A 12846-nucleotide genomic window follows, 5' to 3' on the forward strand; every position below is an offset into this window, starting at 1 on the left:
GTCAGCGTCCCGGCTGCAGCCCGGCCAGCTGCTCCGGGGTGAGTTTGGATTTCAGGTCGTAGAAGATGTCGCCGGCGGTGATGTCGCGGGAGATGACGCCGTTGTCGCGGAAGAGCTTCACGATGGTGGCGAGGTCGGCGGCGTCGCTGTCGGTCGGGAGGTGCGGCACGGTCGCCTCGCCGCCCAGGCGGATGGCGTCGGTCAGGCGCGGGCCGCTCAGCGCGCGGGGGCCGGTCTTGTCGAAGACGTTCTGGAAGTCGGCGGGATTGCCACGCTGCTGGGTGGTGAGCTGCTGCACCGTCTGCAGGAATTTCGCGGCGATGTCGGGGTGCTTGTCGGCGACCTCGGTGCGGAACACGAACACCGTGTTGTCCTTGGATCCGATGGACTGCTCGGTGGCGATCTCGACGCCGCCGTTGGCCTTGGCCTCCTGATAGGGCACCAGGAACGAGGCCCACGCGTCGACCTTGCCGGTGGCGAAGGCGGTGGCGGCGTCCTTCTGCTGCAAGGGGACTCGCGTCACCTGGTCGGCGGGCACCCCGGCCTGTGCGAGGGCCTGCAGCAGGATGTACTCGCCCTTGCCCGCCGGATTCACCGCGACCCGCTTGCCGGCCAGATCGGCGACGGAGTGGATCCCCGCGTTCGGGGCGGCCAGGATGCCGCTCTGATCCTTGCCCGCCGGATCGGACACCGACACGATGCGCACGGCGACATCCTTGGACAGCGCGCCCACCACCGGACTGAAGGCAGCATCGGAGACGTCGAGCTCCCTGGTGTTGAACAGCTTCAGCATGGAGCTGAAACCCGGTGTGGTGGTGACCCATTCGACGCGGGCGTGCAGTGGCGCGAGCGCCTTGTCGAAGGTGCCGTCGCGTTTGCCGACGGCCAGCGGCCCGGCATTGCCCGGGTCGACGACCTTGAGCACCACCTCACCGGAACCGGTGCCGGTCGAGCCGGAGCCACACGCGGCGAGCAGGGCGACAACGGGGGCCAGGACGAGGGCGTGACGCCAACGGTGTGGCCGGCGCGTGCGGAACATGGTGGGCACCTCTTCGATTCGGAAACGGTCCAGCGATGCCCTGGGACAGTAGGGATCCCACGCGACCGGAGCGAGGTAATCCATTCCGGGGATTGGAAGGGTTGACAGGCCTCCATCGAAGGACTTATGGCCATTTCCCTTTCGTCTTTCCGAATAGTGGAAAGCTCGGGTCTGCCGGACCGGCACGCCGTGCTACCGTCCCAACCGTGGAAGCCTCCGGAGTGCAGACCGTCGCCCGTGCCCTGTCGGTCCTCGACTGCTTCCGCGACGGTGCGGAGCGTGGCGTCTCGGAGGTCGCACGACAGCAGGGACTGGCGGTCAGCACCACCCACCGGCTGCTCACCGCGCTGGTGCAGGCCGGATTCCTGGACAAGAGCGAGGATTCCGGCCGCTACCGCATGGGCGGCGCACTGGCCGGGTACGGTCAGATCGCCTATCGCCAGCACCGCATCTATCTGGCCGAACCCGCGCTCGAACAGCTCGCCGCGACCACCGGCGCCAGCGTCTCGATCGCCTTGCGCCACAGCATCCACGCCGTGTTGCTGGCCACCAGCCGCTGGCGCGACACCGACGGCCACCGGCTCCAGGGCGTCCGGCTGCCACTGCATGCCAGCGCGCTCGGCAAGACCCTGCTGGCATGGAACGACGCCGGCGACGCCGAGCTGGCCGCGCTGCCCTACGACGAGGGCACCGCCCGATCCGTCTCCACCCCGGCCGAACTCCGGCGCGAGCTGGTCCGCACCCGCGAACGCGGCTACGCCTACAACGACGAGGAGCTCGATCCGGGCTTCCGCACGCTGGCCGTGCCCATCCTGACACCCGGCGCGCCCTGCCGGTTCGCGCTGGGGCTGCGCGGAACGACCACGCTCATGATTCCCGAACGGCTCCCGTTCCTGGTCGATCTGGCCAAGATCACCGCCGCCGACATCGCCGCCCGTTTCACCGCCGCCGACTGACCCCGATGCACCGATCCATCTGGCAATCAATGGATTTCATTCGAGTTCCGATTGGTGGACGGCGGGCGCGGCTGACACGATGGGCGGCATGCGTGAACAGCGGCTCGGGAATGGTTTGACGGTGTCGGCGATCGGCCTGGGGTGCATGGGGTTCTCCCAGGGGTACGGGGCAGCCGACGACGCGGAGTCCGCCGCGGCCATCCGGGACGCGGCGGCGGCGGGAATCACCGTGTTCGATACGGCGATGAGCTATGGGCGCGGGCACAACGAGCGGCTGGTCGGGCAGGCGCTGGCGGGGACGAACGCCCTGGTGGCCACCAAGTTCGGGATCGTGCGGACCGAGACCGGCGTGGGACTCGACGGCAGGCCCGAGCATGTGAGCGGGTACTGCGAGGAATCGCTGCAGCGGCTCGGGCGCGAGACGATCGACCTGTACTACCTGCACCGGATCGACCCGGAGGTGCCGGTGGCCGAGACCGTCGGAGCCATGGCGGAATTGGTGAAGGCCGGCAAGGTACGGCACCTGGGCATCTCCGAGGCCACCCCGCAGCAACTGCGGGAGGCGGTGGCCGAGCATCCGATCGCGGCGGTGCAGTTCGAGTGGTCGATGCTGTGGCGCGCGCCCGAGCGCGATATCGTCCCGGTGGCACGCGAACTCGGGGTCGGAATCGTCACCTACAGCCCACTCGGACGCGGATTGCTCACTGCCACACTGGATTCGGCCACGGTCGCGGACAGCGACTTCCGACGCAACGACCCGCGCTTCCAGGGCGAGCATCTCGACGAGAACCTCGCACAGGTGGCGGCGCTGCGGGACCTGGCCGCGCGCCTGGGCATCTCGGCCGGGCAACTGGCGCTGGCCTGGCTGCTGGCACAAGGACCGGACATCATGCCGATTCCCGGCAGCCGCCGTGCGGCGCGCATTCTGGAGAATGCGGCAGCCGCCGCGGTCGAGCTCGGTGCCGAGGATCTCGCCGAACTCGACAAGCTGGTCCCGCCCGAAGGCTGGTCGGGCGACCGCACTTCCTTCGCGGTCCCCTCGACGACGCGCAACCCCTAGTCGGCCCCGGCCGGCCGGTACAGCAGGGTCATCAGGCTCGAGCCGGCCAGGCCGCCGACGATCTGGGCCGCGGCGAACGCGGGCACCGAGACCGGGGCGATGCCGGTGAAGGAGTCGGAGAGCATGCGGCCCACGGTGAGTGCGGGGTTGGCGAAGGAACCCGAACTGGTGAACCAGATGGCCGAGCCGAGGTAGGCGGCCACGGCTGCGGCGCTCGCACCGCGGCCGTGGCGGGCGGCCGCGACGCCCACGGCGATCAAGCCGGCGGCGGCGAGGATTTCGCCGAGCAGGTGGCCGCCGGTGACGCGATGGTGGCTCGCGATCTGCAGTGGAGTGCGGTCGAACATGGCGTTGGCCAGCAGGGCGCCGACGATCGCGCCCGCGTACTGTGCGGCCGCATAGGCTCCCAGTTCCCGGGTGCCGAGCCCGGTGTGCCGCCGCCGTCCGCCCAGCCAATCCGCCAGTGACACCACGGGATTGAAGTGGGCGCCCGAGATCGGGCCGAACGCCAGAATCAGCACGGCCAGGCCGAAGGCGCTGGCGGTGGAGTTCTCCAGCAGCTGCAGTCCGAGATCGCCGGGCGAGAGCTGTTCGGCCGCGATCCCGGAACCGATCACGACCGCCGCCAGCGCCGCGGTTCCGGCGAACTCGGCCACCGAGCGCCGCCCCAGCGACACTCCGGCCTCGGCGGGCACGGTGTCGGGGGCGGGATCGATCAGCGGACGGTCGCGGTTCGGCACCCGGACACAGTGACAGACCGGCGCTTGCGCAGCACCGCGTCGCCGCAAGATATCTCGTATATCAGGCGCGGCCGGGTTCGGCGATCAATCGACCCCGCCGCCGCCCACCTCGGGCAGCCCCTCGGTGACGCGCAGGCGATCGGCCATGGCGGTCAGCAGGTTCTGGGACTCCTCGCTCAGATCGAAGGCCCGCGTGGACAGTTTGCGCAGGCCGTGGAACTGCAGCCGGGCGATCAAGTCCGAGTCCCGGTCGGCAGCGGTGGTGTAGGCGTCGTCGGCGAAATAGGCCGACCGGACCCGGAAGAAGCGGGCCAGCGCGGCGATCGTCTCGCGGGAGGGATCGGTGCGCACGCCCGAGCGCAGCTGGCTCAGATAGGGCTTGGAGATGGGGTGGCCCCACGCGGTCAGCTGGGCGGCCACCTCGGAGTTGGTGTGCGGGCGCTCGCCCGGGGCATGCACGACCTCGAAGAGCCTGTTGAGCCGGGCCGCGAATCCGGACGCGGGCGCGGGGGCGGTGGCCGGGGTGGCGTGCAGTTCGGCGGCGCGGTGCGGGATGCGGGCGTAGAGCCGTTGCAGCGCGGGCTCGTTCAGCGAGGACCGCTCGAGCAGCTCGGCGACGCGCGCCACCGGGTCCGGGGCGTGGTCGGGGCTCATTCGGCCGCCTCCTTGCTGTCGAGGCCGGTCATCCAGCCCTGGTCGCGTTTCAGCCGGGCCCAGCGCTGTTCGACCGCCTTCACGGACGGGAAGTCGAACAGGTGCTGGATTTCACGGCCGGTCAGGCCCATGGCCTTGCCCCACACCAGCCCGCGGTCGCGGTCGCCGAGCCCGGCCAGGCGGCTGCGGAAGGCCAGCCGGTCCACCACCGCACCGGCCACGTCCTCGGTGGAGGCCAGCACCTCCATCAGGTCCGGGCCGTCCTCGGTCACGATGGTCACCGAGGCCGCGGCCCGGAACTGATAGAGGTCACCGGTGCGGCGGCTGCGGCGGAAGTGCTCGACGAAGGCCAGCACACACGCGCCGATGAAGTAGCTGCCCAGGCTGAGGCCACCGTCGGCATTCCAGCCGTCGCCGTCGCGGGCATTGCGGCGGAAGCGCTCCAGCGCGCGGGTGATGGTCTCCTGCACGAAGTCCTCGGCGAAGCGGGTCTCCACCAGCAGTCGTTCCTGCGTGGTCGGGCGCAGCGGCATGCGCTTCTGCTCGGCCGCCGAGAAAATCCAGCCGGTGCGCACCCATGGCCCCAGCACCGCCAATGCGTGGCGAACCAGACTGTCCGCCAGCAGTTTCCAGGCCGGCCCCTCGAATCCGGCCTTGCGGACCAGCTCGAACAGCTCGTGCTCGGCCGCAGATCTCTCGGGATCGGTCATGTCGTCGGCGTCCTCACCCAGCACCTCCTGATCTCTGACGACCACGTTATAGGTGTGGCAAACCCGCCGCCCCTCTTTCAGCTAATGACCAGTATCCGCGAGCGTGTAAATCATTTCTTGACAGGAGATTTCATGTAAAGGCAGCATTGACATATGACTGATCCCCGGCACAGAGACCCCGCCGACGAACGCGCGGTCCTGGCAAAACTGTTGTCCACCAATGCCGATTTCGTCGCCGAGGTGCTGCGGCCCGGCGACGGCAAACCCGCGCCGTCGGTCATGGCGGCACTGCGCGCGGCTCGCAGCCTCGACGGCGTCGTCGACGATGTGCTGCGCTCCCTGGTCCGCCAGGCCCGCGAGGAAGGCCGCACCTGGGCCGAGATCGGCGAAATCTTCGGCACCTCACGCCAAGCCGCGTTCCAGCGCTTCGGCGGGCCCGCCGCGGGCATCCAGATCCCGCCGGCGCCGCCGATCCCGCCCAGGCCCGAGATGCCACAGCTGCCACCCATGCCGGAGCCGCCCGACTGGGCGAAAATGCCCGGCATGCCGCAGATTCCGGGCCGGCCCTTCGGCGGGCCCGGGCAACCGGGCGGTCCGGACCACCCGCAGCACTGCGGCCCCGGCCGCCCGGGCTGGGGCCCGAATCCGCACGGCGACCAGCCCGCCGAGTGAGCGTCCTCGCCGTGTCCGCCACCGAGACCCCGCGCGCCCGCTGTGACCGGGCGCGCCGGCGGCTGCTCGCGGCCGCCCGGCAGCGCTACGCCGAGGATCGGCTCGCCGACGCCGTCTCCGCCGGGACGCGCCAGGTGGTGGTGTTCGGCACGGCACTGGACACGTTCGCCGGCCACAATCCCTATCTCGGCCTCCACGTCTACCGAGCCACCGCCGAGGATTTCGAAAGCAACGCGGCGACAAACGATTTCGGCCGGTCCCGCTCCGTCTCGTCGCGCAACGACGCGGCGTCCGGGGCCGGCATCGCGGAAATCCCGCGACACACACCGGGATTCCGTCCCGAGCAGTCCGTGTTCGTCATCGTCCTCGCGGATCCGCGCTCCGAGGATCCGGGCACTCGTGCAGGATGCGGCGAGGCGGCGGCGCGCGAGGCGGCCGACTTTGCCCGGCGCGCATCGGGATTCGATGGTCTCCATGAAGTGCCGGGCATGCGGCGGCGTCGTATCGGCGGCGGAAGCCTCGGCTCCAGTGGCTTCACCCACTGCCAGGGCCGGGCGGTCGAGTCGGTATTGCGGATGCTGTCGCAGTGTCCTGGCGGTGCGGAGATCGTCTTCGATATGCCGCCGGAGGCTTCGACCGGTGTCGAACGGCTCTTGCGCGACACGGGGTGGGTGGTTTTGGCGGATCTGACCGCGGGCGCGTTAGCCTCCCGCTATCTCGGCGTCGCGCCCGGACCGGACTATTCGGTCGAACCTCGGGTTGTGTGGGCGCGCGTCGGCAATAATGCCGGACGCCTGCCCGATTCGCTGCCCGCCGAATGAGGAGCCCATGCGCACGCACTCCCGCCGCCATGCCGTCGCCATCCTGGCCGCCGCCACGGCCTTGTTCGCGACCGGCGCTCCCGCCGGCGCGGTGCCCGCGGCAGCGGACCTGCCCGCACTGGGCGCCGACTTCCACTGGGGTGTGGCCGCGGCGGGGTTCCAGAACGAAGGCCGTGTGCCCGACAGCAATTGGCGCCGGTACGTGGACACCCACCCGGATGACGACCGCTACGGCGACAGCGTCGACTTCTACGACCGGTATGCCTCCGATATCGCGCTGGCCGCGAATCTGGGCGTCGACACCTACCGGCTCAGCATCGAATGGGCGCGGGTGCAGCCGCGGCCGGGGGTGTGGGACGCGGACGGATTCGCCTTCTACGACAGGGTGATCGCGGCCATCCGGGCCGCCGGGATGCGGCCGATGATCACCCTCGACCACTGGGTGTACCCGGGATGGGAAGCCGATCGCGGCGGATGGGCGAATCCGGGCATGGTCGAGGACTGGCTGGCGAACATGCGCACGGTGGTCGACCGTTACGCCGGCGACGATCCGATGTGGGTCACCATCAACGAGCCCTTCGCCTACCTCATGAACGAGGTCCGCAACGGCGGGCTGCCCGCCGCCGACGTACCGGCCATGCAGGCGCGACTCGCGCAGGCGCACAACAGCATCTACGACTACATCCACGCCCGCCAGGCCGACGCGATGGTGACCAGCAATGTCGCCTACGTGCCCGCCGCGGACCCGATCGTCAACGGCGCCATGCTCGATGCGATCGCGGCCAAGCTGGATTTCGTCGGCATCGACTACTACTACGGTCTGTCGCCCGACACCGCCGCCGAGTACACCAATTTCGCCTCCTCGGCGCTGTGGAAGCTGCCGCTGCAGGCCGACGGCCTGTACTACACGCTGCGCCACTTCGCCCACCGCTTCCCCGGCAAGCCGCTCTACATAGTCGAGAACGGTATGGCCACCGAGAACGGCGCACCCCGCGCCGACGGCTACACCCGCGCCGACGACCTGCGCGACACCGTCTACTGGCTGCAGCGGGCCAGGGCCGACGGCATGAACGTCATCGGCTTCAACTACTGGAGTCTCACCGACAACTACGAGTGGGGTTCCTACACACCACGTTTCGGCCTCTACACGGTGGACGTGCGCACCGATCCGAGCCTGACGCGCCGCCCCACCGACGCCGTGGACGCCTACCGCGCCATCACCCACAACTCCGGCGTGCCCGCCGGCTACCTGCCGACCCGGCCGCCCGCGTCCTGCTCGCTGGTGGACGCCCTCGACAGCTGCGCCGACCCGGTCACCCTGCCCCGTTGACTCCGCAACACACTCGACAGCCGGCTGGTTGTGCCGGACTGCGACTCCCCCTCGTGGAACTGCTTGGGCCACAGGCCGGTACGACTCGAAACGGTAGGCGTCCACCGACCGGCACCGCCACCTCATACCGCGCGCAGACGGGTAAAGTGGCTGGTGACGGCCCCGATCGGGTTTTCCGGACCGGAAAACCGGACACCGATCCGGGCTCGGGGAGACCGGTCGCACAGCGCGACACGCCCGCCGCTGCCCCGAAATTCAGTTAACCGGCAGCTACGCTCCGATTCGGGACATTCCGACCACCCGTCCCGGAGGAGGAGCCCCGATGCGCAGACGACTGCACCGCCTCGTCCTGGCCGGGCTCGCGGCCGCGGCGATGCTGCTCCCGGTGGCGAGCGTCGCTTACGCCACCCCGGCCACACCCCCGCCCGCGGCCGCGGCCGGCTCGCGCGGCAGCCTGGGCCCGGACTTCCTGTGGGGCGTGGCCGCATCGGGATTCCAGTCCGAGGGGCATGCGCCCGACAGCAACTGGATGCGCTACATCGACGCCAATCCCGGCTGGGACCGCTACCGCGACGCCATCGACTTCCGCTCCCGCTACCCCGGTGACGTCGCCTTGGCCGCGAGCCTGGGGTCGAAGGTGTTCCGCATCGGCATCGAATGGGCGCGGCTGCAGCCCGAGCCCGGGGTCTGGGACGAGGACGGGTTCGCCTTCTACGACCGGCTCGTCGACGACATCGTGACCAACGGCATGGAACCCATGCTGACACTGGACCATTGGGTGTATCCGGGCTGGGAGGCCGAGCGCGGCGGCTGGCGCAATCCCGGCATGGTGGACGACTGGCTGGCCAACGCCCGCAAGGTGGTCGACCGCTACGCCTCGCGAAATCCGGTGTGGGTCACGGTGAACGAGCCGGTCGCCTACATCATGCACGAGGTGCGCCAGAACGACACCGACGCCGACCAGATGCTCGGCAAGGTCGCCCAGGTGCACAACCAGATCTACGACTACATCCACCAGGTGCAGCCCAAGGCGCTGGTCACCAGCAACGTCGGGTACGTGGCCGGTTCGGAGTCGCAGGTCAACGGCCCGCTCATGGACCGCATCGGCGACAAGCTCGACTTCATCGGCGTGGACTACTACTTCGGCCTCGAGCCGCCGAAGACCAATGCCGTCAACCTGCCCGACGGTTCGGCCGCCCCGCCGCCCGGGATGTGGGAGCTGCCCATCCGGCCCGAGGGCATCTACTACGCGCTGCAACACTATTCGCAGAAGTTCCCGGGCAAGCCGCTGTGGGTGGTGGAGAACGGGATGCCCACCGAGAACGGCAAACCCCGCGCCGACGGCTACACCCGCTCGGATCACCTGCGCGACACCGTCTACTGGCTGCAGCGCGCCAAGGCCGACGGCATGAACCTGGTCGGCTACAACTACTGGAGCCTCACCGACAACTACGAGTGGGGTTCCTACACACCGCGTTTCGGCCTCTACACCGTCGACGTGCTCACCGATCCCAGCCTGACCCGCAAGCCTACCGACGCCGTGGGCACCTACCGCCAGATCATCACCGCGGGCGGCGTGCCCGCCGGCTACGAGCCGGTGCGCCTCCCCTCGGACTGCCACCTGGTGGATCCGCCCGCCAGCTGCGACTCCCCCGTCACCGTCCCCAGCGCTGTCCCGGCCCCCGCGCCCTGACACAGCCGCCGCGGCGGGGTTCAGCGGTCGAGTTCACGCACCGCGCGTTCGATCTCCTCCACCAGGGTGACCCCGCCGACCTCCCGGGCCGCGGCCCGGAACCGGTCGCGGAAGCGATCGAGATCCAGGTCCACGCCCTCGCCGCTGTACTCCGCACCCGCGGCCTCGCGGACGACGCGGATCATCTCGTCGGCCAGGGTGGCGATATGGGCGCGGATCAGCTTGCGCAGCACGCCCGACAGGGCGATGTCGGTGCCCACGTCGTAGAGGACGAGCGCTCCGGTGAGCATGGCCGGTTCGGGCACCCGCCAGCGCTCGCCGGCGCGCTCGAGGTAGCCCGCGGCGAGCAGATCGTCGAGGATCTCGGGGCGGCGATCGCCGAGCAGTTCGGTCAGGGCCTCGTCGTCGAGGATCGTGCCGGTGTCGGCCTCGGCGCTGTAGCGCGGATCGAAGACCTCACGCCAGTCGCCGTCGCCGGGTACCTCGGCCTCGAACACCTCGCGGATCGCGTCCAGGCGCAGCCCGCGCGCCTGCATGGCGGTGATGGCGTGCAGCCGTTCGAGGTGTTCGGGACCATAGACAGCTTCCTTGCCGGCCCGGCCGGGCCTGGGCAGCACGCCGACCGAGTGGTAATACCGGATGGTGCGGGCGGCCACACCGCTGAGTTCGGCGAGTTGCAGGCGGCTGTATCGATCCACCCGAACAGCATAGATACCACTGTCGACGGACGTTGACAGCTACAACTGTCCGCATTAGCGTAACCGCCGCCACACTGTCGACGACGACAAGGGAGAATCCATGACCCAACGCGACACCGATTTCGACGTGCTCATCGTCGGGTCAGGATTCGGCGGCAGTGTGAGCGCACTGCGCCTCACCGAGAAGGGTTACACCGTCGGTGTGCTCGAGGCCGGTCAGCGTTTCGCCGACGACCAGCTTCCCGACACCAGCTGGGACCTGCGCAAGTTCCTGTGGGCGCCGAAGCTGGGCTGCTTCGGGATTCAGCGCATCCACCCGCTGCGCGATGTCCTCATCCTCGCGGGCGCGGGCGTGGGCGGCGGCTCACTGAACTACGCCAACACCCTCTACGTGCCTCCGGCCCCGTTCTTCCAGGACCCGCAGTGGCGCGAGATCACCGACTGGCACGACGAACTCATGCCCTACTACGACCAGGCCCGCAAGATGCTCGGCGTGGTCACCAACCCGCACATGACCCCCGCCGACGAGGTGTTCAAGCAGGTCGCCGAGGACATGGGGGTGGGCGATACCTTCGTGCAGACCCCGGTCGGCGTGTTCTTCGGCGAGGCGGGCAAGACCGTGCCCGACCCGTTCTTCGGCGGCGCGGGCCCGGACCGCACCGGCTGCATCGAATGCGGCGAGTGCATGACCGGCTGCCGCCACAACGCCAAGAACACCCTGGTCAAGAACTACCTGTACCTGGCGGAAAAGGGTGGCGCGCAGGTCTTCCCGATGACCACGGTCACCACCGTGCGACCGCTGCCCGACGGCACCTGGGACGTGGAGACCGAGCGCACCGGCGCCTGGCTGCGCAAACAGCCCAAGACCTACACCGCCAAGCACGTGGTGCTGGCCGCCGGCACCCGCGGCACCCAGCAGCTGCTGTTCGCCATGCGCGACAAGGGCGTGCTGCCGCAGCTCTCGCCGCGGCTGGGCGTGCTGACCCGCACCAACTCCGAGTCCATCGTGGGCGCGGCCACCCGCAAGGTGAACCCGGATGTGGACTTCACCCGCGGCGTGGCCATCACCTCCTCGATCCACCCCACCCCCGACACCCACATCGAGCCGGTCCGCTACGGCAAGGGCTCGAACTCGATGGGCCTGCTGCAGACGCTCATGGTCGACGGCGGCGGCAAGATCCCGCGCTGGCTGCGGTTCCTGTGGACGGTGCTGCTACACCCGCTGACGCTGCTGCAGTTCCTGTCGGTGCGCAACTGGAGCGAGCGCACCATCATCTCGCTGGTCATGCAGCATCTGGACAACTCCATCACCACCTTCACCAAGCGGGGCCTGTTCGGGCGCAAGCTGACCTCCAAACAGGGCCACGGCGAACCGAATCCGACCTGGATCCCGGTCGGCAACCAGGTCACCCGCGCCGTCGCGGACAAGATCGGCGGTGTCGCCGGCGGTTCCTGGGGTGAGGTGTTCAATATCCCGCTGACCGCCCACTTCCTGGGCGGCGCGGCGATCGGCGCGGACGCCGACCACGGTGTCATCGACCCCTACCACCGCGTCTACGGCTATCCGACCCTGAGCGTGGTCGACGGTGCGGCGGTCTCGGCGAACCTGGGCGTGAACCCGTCGCTGACCATCACCGCGCAGGCCGAGCGCGCGGCGGCGCTGTGGCCCAACAAGGGCGAAGCCGACACCCGCCCGTCGCAGGCCGCGGGCTACGCCCGTATTGCACCCGTTGCACCGGTGCAGCCGATGGTCCCGGCGACCGCCCCGGCGGCGCTGATACTGCCCATCGTCGAGATCCGCAGCGGCGGGACCGAATCCACCCCCGCCTGATCCACACCGGCTACAGCACAGGCCCGTCGATCGTTTCCGATCGGCGGGCCTGTGACGTCGCGCTGGTCGGTGCCGGCGACAGCGCGCTGGTCAGCGGGCGTGGATGTGGGCCATCGGGGAGGTGGGCGGCGGGACGTCGCCGACGGGAGCGCGGAATTCCTGCAGCGCGGCAAGCACATCCACGTGGCGGGCGGCGTAGCAGCGCACCTGCGGCAGGGCGTGGGCGACCTCGCTGCGCTCGAGCGGTTCGGCGTCGATGTAGCCGACCTGGTCCAGGCCCACGCCCAGGGTTTCGGCGATGCGGGTGATGGCCGCGGACTTGCGGCCCCAGCCGACCTCGACGGCGGCGAAGCGCTCGGCCACGCCGTGGCGGCGCAATTGCTCTACCGTCCAGGCCCATTCGCCGCGGGAGGCGACGGCGTGCATGACGCCGCGCTCGTTGAGGATGCGCAGCGAGCGCGCGGCCTCGGCGCGCAGCGCGCCTGCGGTGGAGTCGCAGACCACCCCGTCCCACAGGGTGTTGTCGCACTCCCACACAAGCAATTTCACAGTCGCGGCGTTCATTGTTCCCCTGCCAGTCAGCAACCATCCGGTACCAAGGGTGCCGGACGGTCCTGTCTTTCACGAACCGCCCTGCGCGTG

The 12846-nt window shown here is 69.7% G+C and carries 13 protein-coding genes; 7 read left to right on the top strand and 6 right to left on the bottom strand.

Annotated elements, in window-relative coordinates; all coding sequences use genetic code 11:
* Nucleotide 1: 1 nt before the first annotated feature.
* A complete protein-coding gene (locus tag ABZV44_RS07305) occupies nt 2-1039 on the bottom strand; it encodes an NrtA/SsuA/CpmA family ABC transporter substrate-binding protein (RefSeq protein WP_354833137.1) in 1038 nt (345 codons plus the stop codon).
* A 206-nt stretch (nt 1040-1245) separates the two neighbouring features.
* Between ABZV44_RS07305 and ABZV44_RS07310 the strand changes: the two genes are divergently transcribed.
* Both ABZV44_RS07310 and ABZV44_RS07315 read left to right on the top strand, forming a co-directional pair.
* Nucleotides 1246-1995 carry an IclR family transcriptional regulator gene (locus ABZV44_RS07310; protein ID WP_354832991.1) on the top strand — a complete coding sequence of 250 codons (750 nt, stop codon included), beginning with the start codon at nt 1246-1248 and terminating at the stop codon, nt 1993-1995.
* An 88-nt stretch (nt 1996-2083) separates the two neighbouring features.
* Nucleotides 2084-3055, top strand: coding sequence for an aldo/keto reductase (locus ABZV44_RS07315; protein WP_354832993.1), 972 nt, complete (start codon nt 2084-2086; stop codon nt 3053-3055).
* Here ABZV44_RS07315 and ABZV44_RS07320 read toward each other — a convergent pair.
* From ABZV44_RS07320 to ABZV44_RS07330, 3 genes are all read right to left on the bottom strand, one after another.
* The gene (locus ABZV44_RS07320; RefSeq protein WP_354832995.1) at nt 3052-3795 is read right to left on the bottom strand and encodes an aquaporin; all 744 of its coding nucleotides are present in this window, start codon (nt 3793-3795) and stop codon (nt 3052-3054) included. The genes ABZV44_RS07315 and ABZV44_RS07320 overlap by 4 nt on opposite strands.
* An 84-nt stretch (nt 3796-3879) precedes the next feature.
* Nucleotides 3880-4329 carry a helix-turn-helix transcriptional regulator gene (locus ABZV44_RS07325; protein WP_354833139.1) on the bottom strand — a complete coding sequence of 150 codons (450 nt, stop codon included), beginning with the start codon at nt 4327-4329 and terminating at the stop codon, nt 3880-3882.
* A gap of 116 nt (nt 4330-4445) precedes the next feature.
* Nucleotides 4446-5204: a hypothetical protein gene (locus tag ABZV44_RS07330; RefSeq protein WP_354832996.1), complete on the bottom strand. Its 759-nt coding sequence runs from the start codon at nt 5202-5204 to the stop codon at nt 4446-4448.
* Nucleotides 5205-5312: 108 nt separating this feature from the next.
* On the opposite strand from ABZV44_RS07330, the gene ABZV44_RS07335 reads away from it, so the two are divergent.
* From ABZV44_RS07335 to ABZV44_RS07350, 4 genes are all read left to right on the top strand, one after another.
* The gene (locus ABZV44_RS07335) at nt 5313-5831 is read left to right on the top strand and encodes a hypothetical protein (protein WP_354832998.1); all 519 of its coding nucleotides are present in this window, start codon (nt 5313-5315) and stop codon (nt 5829-5831) included.
* Between the two features lie 11 nt (nt 5832-5842).
* Nucleotides 5843-6652, top strand: coding sequence for a class I SAM-dependent methyltransferase (locus tag ABZV44_RS07340; RefSeq protein WP_354833000.1), 810 nt, complete (start codon nt 5843-5845; stop codon nt 6650-6652).
* A gap of 7 nt (nt 6653-6659) precedes the next feature.
* Nucleotides 6660-7982, top strand: coding sequence for a family 1 glycosylhydrolase (locus tag ABZV44_RS07345; RefSeq protein ID WP_354833002.1), 1323 nt, complete (start codon nt 6660-6662; stop codon nt 7980-7982).
* A 322-nt stretch (nt 7983-8304) separates the two neighbouring features.
* The gene (locus ABZV44_RS07350) at nt 8305-9675 is read left to right on the top strand and encodes a family 1 glycosylhydrolase (protein WP_354833004.1); all 1371 of its coding nucleotides are present in this window, start codon (nt 8305-8307) and stop codon (nt 9673-9675) included.
* Nucleotides 9676-9695: 20 nt separating this feature from the next.
* Here ABZV44_RS07350 and ABZV44_RS07355 read toward each other — a convergent pair whose 3' ends face one another.
* Complete coding sequence (locus ABZV44_RS07355) at nt 9696-10373, bottom strand: MerR family transcriptional regulator (RefSeq protein ID WP_354833006.1); 678 nt, start codon at nt 10371-10373, stop codon at nt 9696-9698.
* A 100-nt stretch (nt 10374-10473) separates the two neighbouring features.
* Here ABZV44_RS07355 and ABZV44_RS07360 point away from each other — a divergent pair, with 100 nt between their 5' ends.
* Nucleotides 10474-12204, top strand: coding sequence for a GMC family oxidoreductase (locus tag ABZV44_RS07360; protein WP_354833008.1), 1731 nt, complete (start codon nt 10474-10476; stop codon nt 12202-12204).
* A gap of 90 nt (nt 12205-12294) precedes the next feature.
* Here the strand turns inward: ABZV44_RS07360 and ABZV44_RS07365 are convergent, their stop codons facing one another.
* Nucleotides 12295-12753 (bottom strand): hypothetical protein, encoded by a 459-nt coding sequence (locus ABZV44_RS07365; RefSeq protein ID WP_354833010.1) that lies wholly within the window; start codon nt 12751-12753, stop codon nt 12295-12297.
* Nucleotides 12754-12846 lie beyond the last annotated feature (93 nt).

The sequence above is a fragment of the Nocardia sp. NPDC004860 genome, assembly GCF_040609015.1.
Lineage (GTDB): Bacteria > Actinomycetota > Actinomycetes > Mycobacteriales > Mycobacteriaceae > Nocardia.

Coding starts and splice junctions, on each gene's coding strand:
- ABZV44_RS07305 (WP_354833137.1), bottom strand. CDS start 1,039: ATGTTCCGCACGCGCCGGCCACACCGTTGGCGTCACGCCCTCGTCCTG.
- ABZV44_RS07315 (WP_354832993.1), top strand. CDS start 2,084: ATGCGTGAACAGCGGCTCGGGAATGGTTTGACGGTGTCGGCGATCGGC.
- ABZV44_RS07335 (WP_354832998.1), top strand. CDS start 5,313: ATGACTGATCCCCGGCACAGAGACCCCGCCGACGAACGCGCGGTCCTG.
- ABZV44_RS07345 (WP_354833002.1), top strand. CDS start 6,660: ATGCGCACGCACTCCCGCCGCCATGCCGTCGCCATCCTGGCCGCCGCC.
- ABZV44_RS07350 (WP_354833004.1), top strand. CDS start 8,305: ATGCGCAGACGACTGCACCGCCTCGTCCTGGCCGGGCTCGCGGCCGCG.
- ABZV44_RS07360 (WP_354833008.1), top strand. CDS start 10,474: ATGACCCAACGCGACACCGATTTCGACGTGCTCATCGTCGGGTCAGGA.